At 58.0% G+C, this 20,245-nt stretch carries 17 protein-coding genes; 8 read left to right on the top strand and 9 right to left on the bottom strand.

From position 1 onward, the window contains the following. Positions 1 to 71: 71 nt before the first annotated feature. Complete coding sequence (locus H6G07_RS03690; RefSeq protein ID WP_073606377.1) at positions 72 to 1,559, bottom strand: tetratricopeptide repeat protein; 1,488 nt, start codon at positions 1,557 to 1,559, stop codon at positions 72 to 74. Positions 1,560 to 1,913: 354 nt separating this feature from the next. Here H6G07_RS03690 and H6G07_RS03685 point away from each other — a divergent pair, with 354 nt between their 5' ends. From H6G07_RS03685 to H6G07_RS03670, 4 genes are all read left to right on the top strand, one after another. Further along, positions 1,914 to 2,144 carry a DUF8624 family small hydrophobic protein gene (locus H6G07_RS03685; protein ID WP_073606378.1) on the top strand — a complete coding sequence of 77 codons (231 nt, stop codon included), beginning with the start codon at positions 1,914 to 1,916 and terminating at the stop codon, positions 2,142 to 2,144. Positions 2,145 to 2,857: 713 nt separating this feature from the next. Continuing rightward, positions 2,858 to 3,445, top strand: a complete 588-nt coding sequence (gene leuD, locus H6G07_RS03680) for a 3-isopropylmalate dehydratase small subunit (RefSeq protein WP_073606379.1) — start codon at positions 2,858 to 2,860, stop codon at positions 3,443 to 3,445. A gap of 111 nt (positions 3,446 to 3,556) precedes the next feature. Next, the gene (locus H6G07_RS03675) at positions 3,557 to 5,188 is read left to right on the top strand and encodes a hypothetical protein (RefSeq protein WP_139296883.1); all 1,632 of its coding nucleotides are present in this window, start codon (positions 3,557 to 3,559) and stop codon (positions 5,186 to 5,188) included. 150 nt (positions 5,189 to 5,338) lie between these two features. Further along, positions 5,339 to 6,043 carry a GvpL/GvpF family gas vesicle protein gene (locus H6G07_RS03670; protein ID WP_171972924.1) on the top strand — a complete coding sequence of 235 codons (705 nt, stop codon included), beginning with the start codon at positions 5,339 to 5,341 and terminating at the stop codon, positions 6,041 to 6,043. Between the two features lie 33 nt (positions 6,044 to 6,076). Here the strand turns inward: H6G07_RS03670 and H6G07_RS03665 are convergent, their stop codons facing one another. Both H6G07_RS03665 and aspS read right to left on the bottom strand, forming a co-directional pair. Further along, a complete protein-coding gene (locus H6G07_RS03665; protein ID WP_084172804.1) occupies positions 6,077 to 7,561 on the bottom strand; it encodes an ammonium transporter in 1,485 nt (494 codons plus the stop codon). 145 nt (positions 7,562 to 7,706) lie between these two features. Next, positions 7,707 to 9,497, bottom strand: coding sequence for an aspartate--tRNA ligase (gene aspS, locus H6G07_RS03660; RefSeq protein WP_073606382.1), 1,791 nt, complete (start codon positions 9,495 to 9,497; stop codon positions 7,707 to 7,709). 103 nt (positions 9,498 to 9,600) lie between these two features. Between aspS and H6G07_RS03655 the strand changes: the two genes are divergently transcribed. The 3 genes from H6G07_RS03655 to H6G07_RS03645 are packed head-to-tail and all read left to right on the top strand — an operon-like array spanning position 9,601 to position 11,230. Beyond that, the gene (locus H6G07_RS03655; RefSeq protein WP_084172805.1) at positions 9,601 to 10,383 is read left to right on the top strand and encodes an HAD family hydrolase; all 783 of its coding nucleotides are present in this window, start codon (positions 9,601 to 9,603) and stop codon (positions 10,381 to 10,383) included. Between the two features lie 26 nt (positions 10,384 to 10,409). After that, the gene (locus H6G07_RS03650) at positions 10,410 to 10,982 is read left to right on the top strand and encodes a DUF1802 family protein (protein ID WP_073606384.1); all 573 of its coding nucleotides are present in this window, start codon (positions 10,410 to 10,412) and stop codon (positions 10,980 to 10,982) included. A gap of 59 nt (positions 10,983 to 11,041) precedes the next feature. Beyond that, on the top strand, positions 11,042 to 11,230 hold the full coding sequence (locus H6G07_RS03645) for a prevent-host-death protein (RefSeq protein ID WP_073606385.1): 189 nt from the start codon (positions 11,042 to 11,044) through the stop codon (positions 11,228 to 11,230). A gap of 170 nt (positions 11,231 to 11,400) precedes the next feature. Here the strand turns inward: H6G07_RS03645 and H6G07_RS03640 are convergent, their stop codons facing one another. From H6G07_RS03640 to H6G07_RS03630, 3 genes are read right to left on the bottom strand one after another with little or no spacing between them, the layout of a single operon-like run. After that, positions 11,401 to 13,350 carry a tetratricopeptide repeat protein gene (locus H6G07_RS03640; RefSeq protein WP_073606386.1) on the bottom strand — a complete coding sequence of 650 codons (1,950 nt, stop codon included), beginning with the start codon at positions 13,348 to 13,350 and terminating at the stop codon, positions 11,401 to 11,403. A gap of 55 nt (positions 13,351 to 13,405) precedes the next feature. After that, positions 13,406 to 14,686, bottom strand: a complete 1,281-nt coding sequence (locus tag H6G07_RS03635) for a P-loop NTPase fold protein (RefSeq protein WP_073606387.1) — start codon at positions 14,684 to 14,686, stop codon at positions 13,406 to 13,408. Between the two features lie 29 nt (positions 14,687 to 14,715). Continuing rightward, positions 14,716 to 16,128: a 1-acyl-sn-glycerol-3-phosphate acyltransferase gene (locus H6G07_RS03630; RefSeq protein WP_073606388.1), complete on the bottom strand. Its 1,413-nt coding sequence runs from the start codon at positions 16,126 to 16,128 to the stop codon at positions 14,716 to 14,718. A 410-nt stretch (positions 16,129 to 16,538) separates the two neighbouring features. Between H6G07_RS03630 and H6G07_RS03625 the strand changes: the two genes are divergently transcribed. Continuing rightward, positions 16,539 to 17,117, top strand: a complete 579-nt coding sequence (locus tag H6G07_RS03625; protein ID WP_073606389.1) for an FHA domain-containing protein — start codon at positions 16,539 to 16,541, stop codon at positions 17,115 to 17,117. On the opposite strand, the gene dprA is transcribed toward H6G07_RS03625, so the two are convergent. Genes dprA through H6G07_RS03610 form a run of 3 tightly spaced genes read right to left on the bottom strand, consistent with a single transcriptional unit; the run spans position 17,114 to position 20,197 of the window. Continuing rightward, the gene (dprA, locus tag H6G07_RS03620) at positions 17,114 to 18,277 is read right to left on the bottom strand and encodes a DNA-processing protein DprA (RefSeq protein ID WP_073606390.1); all 1,164 of its coding nucleotides are present in this window, start codon (positions 18,275 to 18,277) and stop codon (positions 17,114 to 17,116) included. The genes H6G07_RS03625 and dprA overlap by 4 nt on opposite strands. A 54-nt stretch (positions 18,278 to 18,331) precedes the next feature. Continuing rightward, positions 18,332 to 18,619 carry a hypothetical protein gene (locus H6G07_RS03615; RefSeq protein ID WP_073606391.1) on the bottom strand — a complete coding sequence of 96 codons (288 nt, stop codon included), beginning with the start codon at positions 18,617 to 18,619 and terminating at the stop codon, positions 18,332 to 18,334. Between the two features lie 42 nt (positions 18,620 to 18,661). Next, positions 18,662 to 20,197: a bifunctional aminoglycoside phosphotransferase/ATP-binding protein gene (locus H6G07_RS03610; RefSeq protein WP_073606392.1), complete on the bottom strand. Its 1,536-nt coding sequence runs from the start codon at positions 20,195 to 20,197 to the stop codon at positions 18,662 to 18,664. Positions 20,198 to 20,245 lie beyond the last annotated feature (48 nt).

Here is a 20,245-nt window from a genome sequence, read left to right as displayed (position 1 = left end):
GGATAGCCACGTTTGCAGTGGTTGTGTCCATTATCTCCCCATCATCCTCACCTTCCTCATCTCCTGACCTTCTACAACTGGCTCATCTGATTCAGCGTCTGTCGATAGCCCGCGGCTTCGCCCTGTTGTAAAAAGAGCTGGGCGGCTTGCTCAAAGTCGCGGCGGGCACCGGCATCATCGCCCAAACGGGCGCGCACTACACCCCGGTTGTAGAACAGCCTGGGGTCAGTGCTGTTAGAGGAGCTAGCAATGGCCTGGGTAAGGTCTTGATAGGCATCTTGGGGTTGGTTCACCTGTAGGTAGGCCGAGCCGCGAGCCGAGTAGGCCTCTAGGTAGCTGGGTTGCGCCGCGAGGGCCTGACTGTAGTCGTCGATCGCACCAAACACATCCCCAGCAGACAGGCGGGCGTCGCCTCGAGCCTTAAACGCCTCTGCGTAGGCGGGGTCAAGGAACAGCGCTTCGGTATAGTCGGCGATCGCGGCGGTTGCATCCCCCGCTTGCAGGAGTGCATCGCCCTTTTGTTTGTAGGCCATCGCCGAGTCGGGGTTGAGTTGTAGCACCTGGGCAAAGTCTTGCTGGGCTCCGCCGAAGTTGCCCTGGCTGGCGCGAACGGTGCCTCGGCTCATATAGGCTTCGGTCAGTTCGGGGTTGAGCGCTAGGGCGCGATCTAAATCTTCTAATGCCCGAGAAGGCCGCCCCTGGCGGAAATAGACGTAGCTGCGGTTGAGGTAGGCCCGGGCCATCTCCGGGTCGCGGTTGACGGCCTCGTTAAGGTCGCTCAAGGCCGTGTCAAACAATCCGAGGTGATAGTACGACACCCCGCGCCCCATGTAGGCTCGCGGCAGATCGCCATTTAGCTCAATGGCTTTGCTAAAGTCAGCCACAGCTGCAGTGTAGTTGCTGACTTGCTCTAGGGCAAAGCCCCGCAGTACGTAGGCGGTCGGATCGTCGGGAGTCAGCTCAATGGCGGTGGAAAAATCTTCGATGGCGAGATCGTAGCGACCCTGTTCGCTGTCGATCAGGCCGCGGTAGAGGTAAGCGCCGACGGCGTCTGGGTTGAGCTCAAGGGCGGCGTTGAAATCGGTCTGAGCTTGGCTAGACTCACCCTGGCGGTAGTAAACGCTGCCTCGGGCAAAGAGGGCATTGGTGTTGCTAGGCTCAAGGCTGAGGGCCTGGTTGAGGTCAATCAAGGCGCGATCGTAGTCGCCCTGCTCAGAGTAGATTAGGCCTCGGTAGAGGTAGGCGTTGGCCAGATTAGAATCTTTTTCGATCGCCAAGTCAAAAGATTCCAGGGCAGCGTCATAGTCACCGCTGTTGTAGCGTTCCACCCCTTGGTTGTAGGCACCAATAGCCGACAGACCGGGCTCAGCCGCTTCCGGTTCGGGCGCTTCAGGCTCAGCTAGAGTGGGCTCAAGGCCTTCGAGATCCATCTCCTCGGGGCCAGCCGCCTCGGGTTCCATGACCTCCGGCTCAGCGGGAGCTTGGGCGTAGCCCCTTCCGGGGGTGGCCCCAATCATCAGGCCCAAGCCCAATAGCAAAATGGCATAACGCAGTTTCATGGCTTCCCCTCCACCGACGGTGTTTGCAGATTTAGTAGGCTGGTGCTGCCCCTAAGCAGACTGTTTTGTCAGCATACCCACCCACGCCCCTGGCGCTAATGATAGGTCAGCTTATTTAGGTTGAGAGACGGGTTAAAGAGTTTTTTCTAGAATTGTAAGTACCCGCTGTTATCCCATCGCTCTGCCGTACCTTGCGAGCCGTTGTGACCCTCAATGGTTGAGCTCACTGACGGTTGCATTCCTTCTTCTCATCTCCCCTGTTATCTTCATCTCCTCCTTCTTCCTGATCCCCTCTGCCCCGGCTTCCGTGTAAGATGAGAGCATGAGTTACATCCCTTCACATGCGATCGCCCTATGTCGTTTTTCCGGTCCTACATTGCGCCCTTGCTGATTGTGCTAATTTTTGCGGTCGCGATGCTGGCGGTCAGTGCCCGCATCTTTTTGCCCAGCGATATGATGGCTCCTGCCCCGATTGAAGAGCCTATATCGGCGATGGGGTCAATGCCTACGGCCCAAGCCGATCTAATCATGCCTGAACTGTCGGAACTCATTCATGGGCCTCAGAGTATGCGGGTTGAGGGATAAGGTTGGGTTTAATCCCTTCACTTAAGCAAGTTTCTAACTAATGCGAAGCCCCCGGCAGATAATCTGTCGGGGGCTTCTAAACTTAAACCTTATAGCCTGTAACTAGACACAATGGGCTGGATAATTCTCCTCCAGACAGGATGTCGTTTAAGCAATTCGGAGACAGCAGCACTTTGACTGATTACCTTGAGAGTTTTCCTCAAGAAGTTCCGATTAAATAGAGATGTTTAAATGCCGTCGTAAAGAAACCATCGCGTGGGGTTTATAGCGTTTCTGGGCATTTCTTAACAGAGCTCTCATCAGTTACAGAGAGGAAATATCAACAACCGAGTAAAGTGCTGCTGGTATTTGACGAGATAGATTCAGACGTTAAATCGATAACGTACCTCCTATTTACAGGACTGAACTATTCGATCTGTCGGGGAAGAAACCGTTTTTTGTATCAATCGATTCACTTCCTTATCTATTAAGATACTCCCCTGCTTTGTGGATGGCTAGGGATGATACTAAAGTTTATGATTAGATTAACAGCTACTATCATTCTGTTGAAAAGTCAGCGTTTTCGACCCTGCTCTCAGGTGGCAAAAGTGCTTTTGGGCTGGGATGTTGGGGCTGTGGTGGGGGCACCCAGACGCTACTATTAGTAGGCGGTTGCCTCTAGGGAGGTAGTCGGCTGATTTAAGCTAGAGGCGAAAGGGTAAGGAGCGATCGCAGTGACGCAGATAGAACAGATTACCGGCACCGGCATTCCCCTCGTGGGCAACGACATCGACACCGATCGCATCATTCCGGCTCGGTTTCTCAAGTGCGTGACCTTTGACGGGCTGGGCGAGCAGGTGTTTGCCGACGATCGCGCCGCTTTGGAGGGTCGTCATCCCTTCGACCAGCCCCAGTACCAGGGGGCCACAATTTTGGTGGTCAACCGCAATTTTGGCTGCGGTTCATCGCGGGAGCACGCTCCCCAGGCGATCGCCCGCTGGGGCATAAAAGCTGTGCTGGGCGAGAGCTTTGCGGAAATTTTCTTTGGCAATTGCGTTGCGATCGGCATTCCCTGTCTGACGGCGACCTTTGAGGTGGTGAGCCAGGTGCAGGCCGCGCTAGAGGCCGATCCAACAGCTGCGGTAACGCTCGATTTGGTGACTCAAACCGTGACCTTTGGGGCCGAGACGGGAGCTGTGGCGATGCCCGAAGGAGTGCGTCAGGCCTTTTTGGCGGGCACTTGGGATGCTTGCGGTCAGCTCGTCGCCAACGCCGAGGCGATTCGCGCCACGGCGGCAACGCTGCCCTACGTGGCTTGGTAAGGGCACAGCATGCTGTGCTCCTACCCATAGATTTGCAACACCCTGTGGATTTTGCCGCAAAACTAGGCACTCTCTAGGGAGATCCCTCACCCCCTTATGCGGGCTGTTGCTATGGTTTCTTCCGCTGTGCGATCGCTGACCCCCTGGTTGCAGGCCGATCCGGCCTTGCTGCCGGGTTCCACAGCCGCAACCCTGGGCAATACGGTGTGTCGCATGGTGCCCTTGGCCATTGAGCGCCCCACCCTGGGTCGTGAGCCAGCGATCGCGGCGGCAATGAAGCAGCTAGTGGCCCAGAGCATGAGGCTGCGATCGCCCCTGGGCGGCTGGCCCGCCGACCTGCCTCAAACCCCCGACAGCCTGGCCCCCTATCTGAGCGAAGAAACGGGGGAACTGCTGGATCACCTAACTGCGTCAGCCGCATCGGTGCCGTCCGTCACCAGCACCCTGGTTCCGGTGCCCCAGTTGGTGCCCCACCTGCTGTGGCTGCTCGCCAGCAGCGGCTACGAAGTGATGCGCCTGATCGAGGGTGTGCAAGCCCGCATCTTTAACCCCCAAAACCAGGGGGGCATTTGCATTGTGCGCCTGGTGCCGGTGCTCACCCTCACCCTAGAAGAGACCGGCTATGCCCTGGATCTGGTCACGCAAACAGACCCAGCGCCGGTGCTATATCTGGCCGAAGATATCGAAATTCGACTATTAGAGAATGACCTCGACAGCCAGCCCTTGCCCTGCGGTGACCTGTTGACTCAGGTAGCTAGGCAAGTGGGCTACACCCAGCCTGGCTTGGGTGCTCTACTCGCTGGCGGCTGCGAGGTTGAGGCGCTCCGCCCCTTTCAACTTTGGCAGAACGGCAGTTTGCACCTCCGCCTGCACCTGGCTGAAATGGAGACCCAGGCGCCATCTCAGTCCTACAGTAGCCATAGCGAGGCGATGCCCGATGCGCTGTATCTGCCGCCGGGGGGTGAGCAACGCGCTGGGACAACGGCGTCGGGCTTTACCCTAGATGACTTTGCCAGCACTCTGGTCGATGGCCCAGACGATGCTACGGCTGGCGTGCTGGGCGACTGGCTCACCTTCACCAATGAACGCTGGATTCAAACTTTTCTGAGTGCTTACGCCGAGCAGGTAGTGGCGCAGCATCTACCTCAAATGCTGCTGGGCCAGGCGGGCGATACTCCTTCGGAGCGGCTTCGCCAACGGGAAGATCTTTGTAATCGTGTCACCTACGCCGCCACCGATCTGGTGCAGGGTGCTAGCGGCCTCTTTAAGCACACCTTTGTCCATGAGCCGGTGTTGGTAGCAGATCTGTGGCCTCGACTGCGCTGGCACCTGGCCCAAAGCTCAGAACGGGTGATGCAGCTAATGGGGGGCGTATCGGCTCAGGTGTTGCCGCCAGGGCTAAGCTGGCAGCAGGGCAGCCTCTACCTGCGCCCGCTGATGCAGCTCACTACCTCCAATCGCAGCTGGATTGTCGACTTAGGCCGGGGACGGCTCTTGCCCACCACACCCCAGGCACTACCCGCCGAGGCCGCCGTCGATGTGGCCGATGACCCCTGGGGGCCGCCGCTCACCGTGGCCGATCTAACCACGCTGGTGGATGGCGATCTGAGCTTGCATACGCCTGCGATCGCAGCTCTGCGCCAGGGCACCTCCATTCACCTGCACCGGCTCGATGCCGAAGTCGGTTGCCAGGCAGGGCAGCTCACCCTCGACTGGTGCTTCACCCTGCAAACCACGCTATAGCGGTAGCTGTTCAAGATAATTTGGCCGCCGTTCCAATGATGGCAAAGGCCGTGAATTTTTTGGCCGCTTTATGACATCTCACCCCTTGCCAAAGAGCAAATCGCCTAGAGTGAGAACGAACTGTGGCGCATCCCAAAGGCATTAGATATCGTGTCTCCACTGACCCCAGGGCTGATCCAAGAGCCCATCTACCTCTACAGTATTTGCCCTCGCCCTCTGCAACCTCTGCCCCTGCCCCTGGGGCTGGCTGCACCCACCCAGCTAATTGCCGTAGACAACGTTGCTGCCCTAGTTGAAACTGGTGTCGATCTCCAGGCTCTGCAAACCGACGAACCGCGACTGCTCAATGCGGTGCTCAGCCATGATCGCGTCATCTGCGAGCTGTTTCAGCACACGCCTCTGCTGCCCCTGCGGTTTGGCACGCAAATTGCCACCATCGAGCATCTCAAGGCCCACCTGGCCAGCCAGGGAGCCGACTATGCCGCCAAACTGGCCATCCTAGGCCACCAGGTTGAATACCAGCTCAAGCTGGTGGCCCAACCCGTTGAGCTACCGCCCCTGGCTGAGGGGTTGACCGGGCGCGACTACTTTTTGGCAAAAAAACAGCGCCTCCAAGATCAAACCGCTGCTCAAGAGCAGCAACACCAGGAGCTTGAGCAGGTGCTCAATGAGCTTCACGCTGCCTACGAAAATTATCTCGAGGCCGAGAGCCCTGCCGGGGAGGCGCGGGTCTACCTGCTGATCGATCGCGCTGCCGCTGAGGGTCTGGAGCAGCGGGTGGAAGAGTTGCGATCGCAGACCACCCACTGGCAAATCACTCTCAGTGAACCGCTTCCCCCCTACCATTTTGTCTAAGGGAGTTTTCCATACCCACCCATCCCCTCACCTCTATGGCCCCACCTGAAACTCTGGGTAGGCTTCCATCGCGTGCTCGCCCAGATCAAGGCCCTGAATTTCTTCAGCTTCAGATACGCGAATGCCTACAGTAGCCCGCAGCGTCAACCAACCCACCAGGCTAAAGGACACGGTAAATGCCCCCACCGCTGCAATGCCCAAGATCTGAATGAGTAGCTGCTGAATGCCGCCCCCCATCAGCAGTCCAGCCAGGGGCCCAGAGGCTTCGTCGTACCAGGAATACACACCTGGCGTAGCGCTAAACAGCCCCAGGGCTACAGTGCCCCAAGTGCCACACACCAGGTGTACCGAAACCGCCCCTACTGGGTCATCAATTTTGAGCGCGTCGAGCAGCGTGACCGAGAAAACCACAATGACCCCGCCGACCAAGCCGATCAGCGCCGCACTGCCCAGATTAATGTAGGCGCAGGAAGCCGTCACAGAGACCAGCCCCGCCAGCACGCCATTGATAATCATTGATAGGTCAGGCTTGCTCAGATAAATCCAAGATGTCACCGTAGCGGCCAACCCGCCGAGCGCAGCGGCAATATTGGTGGTAACCACAATATGGCTAATGGCAAAGGGGTCAGCGGCCATGACTGAGCCGGGGTTGAACCCAAACCAGCCCAGCCACAAAATTAGGCAGCCCAGCGCCGAAATGCTCAGGTTGTGCCCTGGCATCGCCACCGGGCGAGCCTGAAACCGCCCCCGCCGTGGCCCCAGCAAAATCGCCCCAACCAGGGCCGCCCAGCCGCCCACAGAATGCACCACCGTAGAACCGGCAAAGTCGCGGAAGCCCAGGTCAAACAGCATGCCGCCGCCCCAGATCCAGTGGCCTGTGATGGGGTAAGAGATGCCCACCAGCAGCAGGCTAAAGATGAAGAACGCCAAAAATTTAATTCGCTCGGCTACGGCCCCAGACACAATGGTTGCAGCCGTCCCAGCAAAGGCTAGCTGAAAGAAAAACTTGGCGTTTAGCGGCACCCCAGCCCAGTTCAACGCACTATAGGTGCCTCGGTAGGCATCGCCAATGGCGGGGCTGTTGTCGGCCCCTTGCAGCAAAAATCCTGAGAAGCCAAACAGAGGGTTGCCGTCGCCAAACATGAGGCCAAAGCCCACTACCCAAAATGCCAGGGTCGAGAGGCCAAACACAATCAGGTTTTTGGCCAGCAGGTTGACGGCGTTTTTGCTGCGGCAAAAGCCGGTTTCAAGCATGCAGAAGCCAGCATTCATAAAGAACACCAGAAACCCGGCTACCAGTACCCACACCGTGTCTAAGGCAACTTGAAGGTCAGTCGTGCTGACGCCCTGCGCTAAAGCAGCAGGGCAAAGCAGCAGTAAACTACCCAACGTTACCCAGGGCACATAACGCCATCGCCCCCCTGGCTTTCCCAACGGATGCAGTAGTTGTTTTGAGGCGTTTTCCTGCTGCAACATAGCTCGGTGTGTCTCCCAATCGGCTTTCTCTAATAAGCCCATAGGTTGCCACGAATTACTGTTAGTAGCGCAAGTTTTTATACCACCGTCAGATTAACGACGGCGAGCCTGCGGATGACAACGATGCGCCCAACCACGTCGGGAGCGCTCGTCACACCCGCCAGTCTCACCTCTCCACCTATTTTTCCTAATCTTCCTCTGGCTCGTAGGTGGAGGCGATATAGAGTTCCTTGAGCTGGGCTTCGTCTACACCCGAGGGAGCTTGGGTGAGCAGACAGCGGGCCTGCTGGGTCTTGGGGAAGGCGATCGCATCCCGAATCGATTCCTCACCCGCCAGCAGCATGACAATCCGATCCAACCCGTAGGCAATGCCGCCGTGGGGCGGAGTGCCATACTCAAAGGCTTCGAGCAAAAAGCCAAACTTGTCGCGGGCTTCTGACTCAGATAGGCCAATGGTGTCAAACACCTGGCTCTGCACCTCGGGCTGGTAGATGCGCAGGCTGCCGCCGCCGATTTCGTAGCCGTTGAGCACGATGTCGTAGGCGATCGCCCGGGCGGTCTTGAGGTCGTCAATATCCTCAGGGTTGGGCGCGGTGAAGGGGTGGTGCAGGGCTTCGAGGCGCTGCTGGTCGGCGTTCCACTCAAACATGGGAAAGTCGGTCACCCACAGCAGGTTGTAGGTGCCCTCGGGGATTAGGTTCATTTCGCGGGCGATCGCCTGGCGCACCCGATCCAGCGTGGCATTGACAATATCCGTTGGCCCCGCCCCAAACAGCAGCAGCGTGCCCTCGGTGGCCCCAGTGCGGCGCAGCAGTTCCGCCATTTGATCGGCATTTAGGTTGTCTTTGATTGCGCCGATGGTATCCACTTCGCCATTGCCCCGCACCCGCACGTAGGCCAGACCCTTAGCCCCGGCATCCGCTGCAATTTTGAACACATCGCCGCCCGGCTTAATCCGCACGTTCGAGATTTGGTCATTGCCGTTGGGGATGGGCAGCACTTTGACGATGCCGCCGTCTGCGATCGCGCCCGAGAACACCTTAAAGCCGCAGCCTTTCACCAGGTCAGACACATCCACCAGCTCCAGACCGTAGCGGGTGTCAGGCTTGTCGCTGCCGTAGCGATCCATCGCCTCGGCGTAGGTCAACCGGGGAAAGGGTAAGGGGATGTCAACGCCTTTCACTTCCTTAAAGATGTGGGCCACCAGGGCTTCATTCAGCGCCAGAATCTCGTCCTGGGTCATGAAGCTCATTTCCATGTCGAGCTGGGTGAACTCGGGCTGGCGATCGGCCCGCAAATCTTCGTCGCGGAAGCAGCGGGCGATCTGGTAGTAGCGATCGACCCCGGAAACCATCAGCAATTGCTTGAACAGCTGGGGCGACTGGGGCAGAGCGTAAAACTCACCGGGGTTGACCCGCGAGGGCACCAGATAATCTCTGGCACCCTCTGGGGTGGAGCGGGTGAGAATGGGGGTTTCGACTTCGTAGAAGCCCTCCTGGTCTTCGAGAAAACGGCGAATGGCTTTGGTAACTTCGTGGCGAATGCGCAGGTTTTGGGCCATGCGTTCCCGCCGCAAATCCAGATAGCGATACTTCAGCCGCAGATCTTCGCGCACGCTCTCAGAATCAGCGGTGGAGACCTGAAACGGCAGCGGCTTGCGCACCGCATTTAGCAGCTCAATGGTGTCGGCGAAGATCTCGACCTCCCCGGTCGGCAGCTTGGGGTTGATGGAACCCTCCTGGCGCTGGCTGACCCGGCCCTGAATTTTGACCACATACTCGTTGCGCAGCGGGTCGGCCTGGGGATAGGAGGCCGGGGTGCGTTCGGGGTCGCTGACGATCTGCACGACTCCGGTGCGATCGCGCAGGTCAATAAAAATAACGCCCCCATGGTCGCGGCGGCGATCGACCCAGCCGAACAGGGTAACGGTGCTGCCAATGTCGCTGGCCCGCAGGGTGCCGCAGTAGTGGGTGCGCATAGTGAACTGCTTATAGTTGAAATTTCAAAACCTTCCCATTATCTAGGATAGTGGGTGAGCTTGAAAGCTATTTTTTTCGGCGAATTTCTAACGAAACTCTGTGATGTCAGTGCTTGAGGATGAAGGAATGGTTGGGGTGCAGTGCGGGCAACAGCAGATCGCTAACGTGCAGGCGATTGTCTTCGATAAAGACGGCACTTTGGCTAACTCCCACCATCTGTTGCAGCGCACGGCTCTGGCACGGGCAGCGGCCTGCGCAGCGGCAGCGGGGGCGGGGGATGACTTGATTCAAGCCCTTTTAGACTGTTTTGGCGTCTCTGCCCACGGCATTGACCCCGACGGGTTGATGGCGGCGGGCACCCGCGAGGCCAATAAGCAGGGGGCGGTAACGGTGCTGGTGAAGGCGGGGCATTCCCTAGCGCAGGCTACGGAGTGGGTGGCGGACTGCTTTGCGGCGGTGAATGCAGCCCGCAACGGCAAGGCGGCCTATACCCCACCTTTTGAAGGTACGGCGGCTATGCTAGAACGGTTGCACCAGAGTCCTCTCAAAATTGGCGTGCTGTCGTCCGATAGCCCGGCCTTCGTCGAAGAATTTTTGACCTATTACAAGCTGCTGCCCTGGGTAGATGAGTGGCAGGGGACAGGGCCAGAGGATCCGCCGAAGCCGGATCCGACGCTGCTGGGGGTATTGTGCGATCACCTCCAGGTTTCAGTCGCGCACACCCTAGTTGTCGGCGATAGCTGGGTCGATCTAGCCTTGGCAGAACAGGCTAAAGCCGCAGGGTTTGTGTCGGTATCTGAGCCCTGGGGGCGATCGCCCGTGCCCGGTGCCACCCTAGTTTTAAGCCAGTGGGATGATTTAACTGCCGAGACTGAGTTCGGCTGACCCGATAACGATGGAGAGCAAACGCTATGGTGTCGTGGGTTTTAAAGGAATGGCAAGTTGCGGTTACGGCTCTGTTGCAGGGCGAAACCATCTTGCTGCTGCGTAAGGGCGGCATTCGCGAAGCCAAGGGGCAGTTTGCGCTGGCGGCGCGGCAAGTGTTGCTGCTGCCCACCACAGAACATCAAAAAGCAGCCTTGCTGAAGGATGCCTTTCGACCCCTGATCACCGAGGAAGTCGCTCACGATGACCAAGTGCGGTTTGACGGGTGGGCGACCATTACCCACGCCCTGCCCCTCAGCGCAGAGGCAGAGGTGGTGGCCCTGCTGCCCTACCTGGTGTGGAATGAGCAATTTGTGGCAGAACGGCTCAACTGGCAACCCGATCGCCCCCTCTATGGGCTGTTGCTTCGAGCCTATCGACTAGATGCATCGCTGGTGCTGCCCCGCCATGCTGGGTACAACGGCTGCCGTTCTTGGGTTGAAATTGGCGAATCGGTAGCGGTGGGGAATAGCATACCTGCCATGGCTGAGACCGATTACACCGACCAAGTCAACGCCATTTTGGCCGCGCTGCCTACGGTGATGCCAATTGTCCCGTAGCGATTGTCTTGAAAGGACTCCTGTTAAACTGCAAACAGATAGAGCGATCGCTAACCGCTATGAATGACCCCCAAGTGCAATACGTTTCTGATGACCAGGGAGAGGTCACTGGAGTGATTCTCTCCATTCAGCTTTGGCGGGATATTCTGAGCGAACTGGAGACTCAGCATTTGCTTAAGAGCGAGACGATGCGCCAGCGACTTCTAGCAGCCAAGCAGCGCTCCACTGGGGTCGCCTTCAAAGGGTGAATTGTAGGGTGCATTCGCGGCGCGATCGCCCCTGCTGCAACCCTTTCACCTTCGTCTCGTCGCAATGCACAGCAGGGAGTCGGATATTGGGATTCTCGTGATGGGGCAGTGGTGCATTGCGGAGCAAGGATTTATGGTTGGAGGAGTGGGTTTGGGGTCGCGAATGCACCCTATTGCAGGAGCCTCCACAGCAACCCGGCCAGCCCCATACCCACCACAAACCATACGGTGACTGGCAACTTTTGAGGGCGAGTAGATAGGGTGGTGGGTGGTGGGGTCGGCATAGACTTGGCGAGCCAATCTGGGTCTTTGGGCGGTGGTTCGCCAATGGTTGGGGCGTGCTTGGGTTCGGCTACAACTATCTGACCAAGGTTATAAATGGCTCGATCGCAGTCTTCAACTTCTTTCTGTAAACCCATATCTTGGAATAGTGCTCTGGCTGCTTCATAGGCTTGACGGGCGTCCCATTTTTGGTCAACCCTGGCTAGAGAATTGCCAAAGCTAAAAAGAGAATTGGCTTCAAAGTTACGTTTGCCAATTTCATGCGCAATAGTTACAGCTTCTTGAAAATACTTAATAGCGCGTTGATACTCTCCAAGAGAGTTCAATACCAAACCTAAATTGCACAAAGAACCTGCTTCACTTGCACGATCGCCTATCTCCCGCGCGATCACTAAGCTCTGCTGGTGGTACTCAATCGCTTGGGGCAACATTCCTAGGCGATTGTACGCATTGCCCAAATTGCCTAGGGAATTGGCCTCGCTGCGGCGATCGCCTATCTCCCGCGCGATCGCCAGGTTCTGCTCGTGGTATTCAATCGCCTGGGAGTATTGGCCCAGCGCATTATACGTAAGACCTAAATTGCCCAGCGAAGCGGCCTCGCCTCGACGGTCGCCAATCTCCCGTGTGATTGCTAACTGTTGCTGATAATACTCAATCGCTTGTTGATCTTGCCCTAGCGAATAGTAAGCAAGACCCAAATTGCCCAGCGAATTGGCCTCGCTGCGGCGATCGCCTATCTCCCGCGCGATCGCTAGGTTCTGCTGGTGGTATTCAATCGCCTGGCAGTATTGGCCCAGCGCATCGTACGCAAGACCCAAATTGCCCAGAGAAGCGGCCTCGCCTCGGAGATTACCAATCGCGCGAGCGATTGCCAGCGACTGCTGGTGGTACTCAATTGCCAGGGGGTATTGGCCCAGCGCATTGTACGCAAGGCCTAAATTACCGAATGAAGCGCCCTCGCATTGGCGATCACCCAGCTTTTGATACTTGATCAACGCTTGCTGAGAATAGTCCACCGCTTGAAAAGGTCGCCCACAATATCTCAGCGCATTCCCCAAATTAAAGAGTGATTTAGCTTGCCCAGGCGTGTCGGCTTTGGCCTCAGCCAGAGTCAGGGCTTTTTCGTATAGCTCTAGCGCCTGCTTGTAGTTGTACTTGCCTTCATAGGCTTCGCCCAGGTTGTTGTAGAGCGTAATCAGCAGGGGCGATTCTGGGGCGGTTTGCTCTAGCTGAGCAATCTGCTGTTGCAGATCTTCAATGGCAACTGTGCTACTGGGTTCTTCCATTGCTCTATCGCGGTTGGGCAGCGGCACCATCCCACCCCGCTCTGGCACACGCGCTTCCGCCAAAAACTCAAATACACCGCCGCGCCAGCTCCAAAAGTCGGGGGCCTGCTGGGCCAGGCGGGTAGCCACCGCATCCGGTAACCACAGCACAATCGGGAAAGCAAAATTTCGCAGCGCCTCCCGCGTCCACTGCAACGAAAAGAAAAACTTCTCCTGCTCAGATTTTTCGTCGCTCAGGCGCACCCCCAGCAGCTCGCCTGCATTCAACACCGTCACCACAGCGGGTTCCCCATTTTGCAGAGCCGGAGTCTGGGCCACCAGTTCCTCTAGGGTGGCGCGCAGGCTGGGGCGCTTGGGGTCGAGGCGGGCGCGTAGGGGGGCAATGCCCTGGTCTCTCAGATCGGTTTCGTAGGCGGTGATGAGTTGGTCTTGTAGGTTGCGATCGTCTGTAATGGCCACCAGCAAGTCGAGCTGCTGGCTGTTGAGCGTCAGCGTCAGCAGCAGTTTGCGATACTCGCGATCGTTCAACGGTGAGAGGTCGGCTGGGGGCATAGGCGGTGCCGGGGAGCAGATCCCAGGGTTCTCAAAGAACCTTGGGATCTGTGGGTTAGATCAGTTTTTTGCGCTTTAGCAGGTCAGTTACCAAGGGGTGTAGGTCGTACCAGAGATCATCATTCTCATATTCCAACACATACAGCCCGTGGAGGAGTTCTAAAAACTTAGGATCGCCTGTATCGGGCGGCGTAAACGACTCGTAGGTTTGCCGCAACAGTTCGTAGAGGTTGTTGCCCAAGGGCCGAGCGTACTGCTTGCGAAGTTCTCTCACAGCGGCGGCCAAAATCTCGCTGTCAATTTTCACCTCGCGAATCTCAGGCTCCAGCTCAAAGCGCAGCATGCATTCGCGGCAGCATTCTTGCCCCAGCCGTACCAGTTCGCGCAGCACACCACCACTGAGCAATACCATTTGCCGCATCACCTCGGGTTCGATCAAGTCGGCATCGATGCGCTTTTCTAGCATGCTTTGCAGTCGGGCCACGTTGGCTTCTATGGGCTGGGCATCAGGCTGGTGAGAGGCATCGCGGGTAAAAAATTTGGTCACCGAGAGCAGCAAAATCGAGCTTTGGGTTTCTAAAATTTCGACCAATTCTGGCTCACGCACTACCGCAATGGGAATGGTAAACAGAATGCGAATTTGAGGGGAAAAGAGGGCATTGATGTTGTCGCGGAAGATAGGCTCCACCACGCCCAGATCGAGCTTGTCCAGATCATCAATGATCACCAAGACTTCCTTGCCCGTAGCGGTTTGAATGGCGGCGGCAATCAGATCGATGTGCTGAGCCAGCTCAGACACCCGCCGCTCGTAGGTCTCTTTAATCTCTTGGCGAAAAGAGTCTTCTTTTTGCAGTTTGGCGGTAAACACTTTGAAAAAGTCGCCACCCAGGGCAGTCTCTTTCTTGAGCTGATCGGTGTAGGTGACTGACTTGGTTTGGGTAAACCAGCTCTTTAGGCTCTCGCGGGTGCTTTCAGGAATCGGCACATCGTTGCGGATAGCTCGTCGCAGCAGCCGCAGGGCGATCGCATAGAGAATATTGATATGGTTCACATCCGACATCTCCACCATATTGGCGATGGAGAAAAACTCGACGAACAGACCCCGCTTGCGAACCTCTAGGGCCAGTTCATTGAGGAGGGTGGTTTTGCCGCAGCCCCGATGCCCCGTAAAGATCAGCTTGCCGTTGGCCTCGCTGGCGACAATGGCGCTGCGCAGCCGGGCCAGGGTTTCAGCACTGTGGGTAATGCGAAACCGCTCAATATCCTCTGACTTGAGCAGCGGAAACAGATTCAGTTTGCGGTAGGTGTCGATGTACCGCTGATAGAGGTCGTTCACCGCGCCAGCCTCGTAGAGAACCTAGCCCATCATACCGAAGGCGGCGGGGGAATCATGGCTTCTAGCGACGCTTGCAGGTCGGCGGTGAGCTGGGCGACGGCCTGTTTGCGGTTGGCTTTGTAAGCGGGCCAGCGATCGCTCACCGAGATCGGCTCCCCCACCGTGAGCACCGCCCGCTGTGGCCCCAGCTTGGGCCGTGGGAAGGGGTTTTTGCCCTGGATTAAGCACACCGTATCGCGCAGAATCATCACTGTTTCGGCAAAGCGCTCAGCGGAGGGCCGCTGGCGTACGTACTGGCCCGTGACGGCAATGAAGCTCTCCACTAGGCGCATGTGCCACATGCGCAGGGAGGCTTCTTCGGCCTCGCGATCGGCCAGCCCCAGCTCCACCGCTGACAGTCGTGGGTTGCCCGCAACGTCTTGACGAAAGATATGCTCCCACCCGGCTTGCTCAATGCGGCGGCAGCGGTCAATGGAGCTGCCTTTGGGCTGGAGCTGGAAATAGCTTTCAGCCACCTGTAGGGCCGCATTCATCAGGGCTTCGAGGCGATTGCTCAGGGCGTTAGTCGGGGGCGTAGCATCGAGGCGATCGCTAGAATCGACTACGGGAAGCGCCACGCGATATACCCGGCGGTAATAATTTTCTATCAGGGTGAGCAGACGCTCACCCAAGTCGGAGAGCCGACGATAGCGCTGCTCAATGGCGGTTTTAGAGGTGTCGCCGGGCGGGTAGAGATGCTTCTGTGGAGCCAAACTAGTCTCCTGCTCTAGGCGATCGAGCCAGCGATCGAGTTCGCGCCAGGGCGGTGTGATGTAGCGGTAGGAGATGCCCAGAGGGGCGATCGCCATCTGCTCTGCGCGTCCCTGGCTGTGCAAATCTTCGACACACCAAAAGGCCATCTGGCTCACCCCTGGCTCTAGGGGGCTGACAATTTCGGTGTGGCCGTTGTTGCCGCCCTCGGGAGCAGCGGCGAGGGGAAACTGCCCATTGGCCAGCAAATGACGGGCCGATCGCAGCCCCTGGCGATCGACTTTGCCCCGCTGGATGGGGGTGCCGCCCAGTTTGGCGTAGAGCTTGCCGACCCAAGCACCAGCCCAAAGGGGAATGCCTCGATCGTAGATGAAGTGCACGTGAACCGGGCGCTTGAGCTCAACACCCAATTCTCGGGCTCGCTGGGGTACCGCATACCACAGCAAATGTCCTATGCAAAATGAGTCGAGCGGGCTGGGATGGCGGAAGGCCAGTAGAAACCGGGTTTCTCCAGCATCAAATGCTTTGAATAACTGCACCAGCCCCTCGGCGTTGACCACCTCTACGTGCTGAACCTGTTCTCGCCAGCGCATCCAGTAGGGTAGCCCCAGGCGCACCAGGGCTAGCACCCGAGTATCTAACTCGGGGGGAATAAAGCTCAACGGTGGCTGAGCACGGGTGGAGGGGTTCACGGGGTTAGACCCTGGCCAGGCATTTAATGAACCCTCCGATGATATAGCAGAGTAGAGCCAAACTCTGCCGGTGCCAGTAGCGGATTAAAGCTCAACGGTAGATTTGCGGAGAAACTATAAAGCTTTTATAAGCATCCCTAGCCCCGGCATTGTGCCTACTGTAGAAACCCAGTTTAATGGCAGGAGCCAAGCCTGACTGGGCGAGGCACCTGAGGAAAATCGTCACATGTGATTCTCACAGTCCCTAAGGAGTTTCTCTACAACGCCCAACGTTACCTGTTGAACTTTGGGCAGGTGCATAAGCCAGGTTACACCCAACCCCACCCCTTCCAAATAAGGCTACGGCCCAGGCTGCGGTTGATAAATGACCTGTTTTAGAGACGTAGTTAGCGGTAAAACGACGGTTTGTTATGGTTTCCTCCCCCTTCTTTTCTGCCGATCCAGATCAGCGATTTAGCACTGTTCCCCAAGCAGGTAATGGTGCGATTCGCGAAGTGACCCCAACGGGAATCACTTCGCCTCCCTGGATGCTAGATACGCTCTTTCGCAACTTGAGCTATGACCTAGAGCAAGTGGCCGATATTATTGACCCCATTCTGACGGCCCAAAACCATTGCTACCGCACCGACTGGTATGTGCAGGGCATTGTGGCCACCGATCGCGCCTTTCTCAGCACCAATATCAACGCCGATCGCGCCATTCAGGTCACGCTGTGCAGCACCCGCTGGCTGCTGGGGCAGAGTCGCCGCTGCGCCGTGCCCATGCCCCAGCCGGGGATTGCCGACTGCCATGCGGCCCTCAACTTTGACCCAGTGCAGGGTTTTTTTCTCACCGACCTGGGCAGCAATGGGGGCACCTGGGTGAATGGTCGCCGCCTGGCTCCGGCCCAGCGCCACTACCTGCAAGACGGCGACTTGGTGAAGCTAGGCAGCCTGCGGTTCGAGTTTTTGCAGCAGCGCTGCGACCAATCGGTGTGGCACGACGTCTAACCGCGCTGGTAACGCATGCCCGGCAGCTGGGTGACCAGACCCATCAGCTCTAGCTGCACGAGGGTGGCCAGCACCTCCCCGGTGGGCTGGGCCAGCTGCTGCACTAGGCCGTCGAGGGAAATCGGCTCGTCGCTAATAGCGGCTATTACCTGGGCCATAACTGGGGATAAGGGCGGCAGCACCGGGGGACTTACGGTTGGGCGATTCCGGGACGGATCGCTTCGCGAATCGCCCTTTCCCGTCAAGGCATCGCCCGCCGATTCACTGCCGATCTGGGGCATCTGGCCGAGAGCGGCGATCAGCGTCATGTCGTTCAAAATCATTTGGGCACCCTGGTTGATCAGCCCTAGGCAACCCTCGCTGTTGAGGTTATCCAGCGACCCCGGTACCGCAAATACATCGCGGCCATAGTCATTGGCCAACTGCGCTGTAATCAGTGCCCCCGATCGCGCCGGGGCCTCGGTCACCACCACCGCTCGGCTGAGCCCGGCAATGATGCGGTTGCGGCGGGGAAAGTGGGCGCGATCGGGGGGAGTGCCGTCGGGGTGCTCGCTGAGCAACAGACCGTGGCGGGCAATGCGATCGTGCAGATCGCGGTTGACCAGAGGGTAAACCTGGTCAACCCCCGTCCCCAGCACCGCGATGGTGAGACCGTGGCTGTCTAGGGTCTGCTGGTGGGCGTAGCGATCGACCCCCTTGGCCAGCCCCGAGATCACAATCACATTGTGGGTCACCAGTTGCTGAGTCAGACGGCGAGTCCAGCGCTGGCCGTAGTCCGATGGGTTGCGCGTGCCCACCACCCCAACCGATGGCACCAGGCGCAGGGCAGCGGCCAACTCAGGCTGTCCCCGATAAAACAGCAGCGGTGGCGGGTCAGTAATTTCGTAGAGTAGGGCTGGGTACTCCGCATCGGCTGGTGTCCAAAAATTGGAGTGCTGCTGTTCGTAGCTGGCCAGTAGCTCTAGCGGAGAAATTTTCTGCCGATACTCCACCAGCTTGGCCCCCGTCCCCAGGCCAATACCTTCTACCTCTAGCAGGTCAGCTCCATCAGCATGCCAGGCGCTGGATAGGGTGCCAAAGTGGCTGCACAGTCGCTTCAACAAAATTGGGCCAAGGCCGTGGGCCTGAGCCCAGGCCACCCAATACGCTCGTTCTGACATGCTGGACGGGGGTAAGATTCTCCCGCTCAGTATGCCCGTATTCTCCCGTCTGCCCTACCGCCGCGCCCGAGGCAACCGTGGCAACCGCTGGGTGCCGCCGCGCCGCAAGAGGTTGCCCAGGGGCAGCCGTCTCGGGTTGAGCTGGCGCAGCGGGGCCGGCAGTTCTAGGGTGGTGGTGGGCTCGCCACCAGGGGTCATCCACCACGCATTGATGGTGCCTCCGGCAAACCCAGCCACCGCTCCCAACAAAATGCTGGGCACCACGCCATAGCCCAGCAGCAAGAATATAAATAGAAAGGCCAGCCAAATTTTTAGCGCTGGTGGAATAATTTTGTCGGCCACCGGTACATCCTCTCTGGGGCGCTAGCGAGGCTAGGCAAGCGCCTATGCCCCTACTATAGCGGCTATTTGCAGGGGCACCGCCTGGGTGGTGTCGATCGCCTGCACCAGCGGCTGCTCAACCGCAGTAAAGGGCTCCATCTGCTGGCGCTGGAGCACCGCTACGGTGGCGTCAGCAATGTCCCCCGCGCGATCGCGCACCCGCTGCTCCAATACCTCAGGGGGAGCCGTGCAGTGCAAAATGCTCACCGGCAGTTCTGCCTGCTGAATGGTCTCAATTGCAGTCTGACGCAGGGCCTGGCGATCGTACTTGGCATCGAGAATTACCGGGTAGCCTGCCTGGGCTAGGGCAATACCCAGGGTGAGGAGGCGATCGTAGGTTTTCTCCGTCATGGCTGGGGTGTAGAGGCTGTCGTCGCCTCGTTGGTCTAAGGGCACCCCGGCTAGGTGCTTGCGCACCGCATCGCTGCGCAGGTGAATGCCGTTGATTTGACTCGCTAACTGCCGAGCGGTGGTGGACTTACCCGAACCGGATAGCCCAGCCATCACATAAACTGCACCGCTGCGGGGCTGACACACCGACCAGGCGAGGCGGTAGTAGCTAGCCGCCGTCTCAGCAGCCTTGCGCTTACTCTCCTCATCCACCGACGGGTCGCCGAGCAAAAATGAGGTCACCTTGGCCCGCACGTAGGCCTGGCGGCTAATGTACAGGGGCAGCAGCTGCACCCCTTCCCAGTCGCCAGTGCGCTCTACATAGTGGTTTAAGAACACCGTAGCCAGAGTAGCGCAGTCCTTAGACAGCAAATCCATCACCACAAAGCCGACGTCGTACATCACATCGACGTAGCGAAAGGGCTCGTTAAACTCGATGCAGTCAAAGAGATAGAGTTGATCTTGCCAGCGACACAGATTGTTTAGGTGCAGGTCGCCGTGGCAGGCGCGAATCCAGTTTTGTTCAACCCGCCGTTTAAACAGATCGCCATGGGCCGCAAAGAAAGAGTCGGTGTAGGCCTTGGTCTCATTGAATTGGGCCTGGGTCTGGGGGCCGCCGATAAAGCCAGTGGTCTGCTCGTAGTTTTCGTCAAAGGCCTGGCGAATCTGCTCCACTGCGCCAAAGGTGCGGATGTGGTCATTAGTTTCGGCTCCCAGGTGAAAGTCGGCCACTGCCGCTGCTAGCTCTACCATCAGGGCTGGGGTGAGTTCGCCGCGATCATACAGGGAACTGAGCAGCGTATCCTGCGGAAACTGAACCATTTTGACGGCATACTCCACGGGCGTGCCGCTGCCCAGGTGGTAGGTATCGCCGGTCTGGCCCAGAGCGACCACCTCTAGGTACAGCGCTCCGGCCCCCCGCTGGTTAAGCCGCAGTTCCTCTTGGCAAAAGTGCTGCCGCTTCTCCAGGGTGGAATAGTCTAGAAAGCCGAAATTTACCGGCTTTTTCACTTTGTAAGCGTAGTCGCCGGTCAGCAGCACATAGGACACGTGGGTTTGCAGCAGCCGAATCGGCTCAACTACCGGGTGGGGATAAAACCCCGGCTGACTCATCTGCTGAATCAACTCGGGAAGTGCAAAATCGGCCATATTCTACCTGCCAAAAAGTGCCTAACGCTACAAAGGGGCCAGGAATAT

Source organism: Phormidium tenue FACHB-1052 (assembly GCF_014696675.1).
Classification (GTDB): Bacteria; Cyanobacteriota; Cyanobacteriia; order Phormidesmidales; family Phormidesmidaceae; genus Nodosilinea; species Nodosilinea tenuis_A.
The sequence above is the reverse complement of the archived record's forward strand: the minus strand, read 5'-3'. Positions and strand labels throughout refer to the sequence as shown.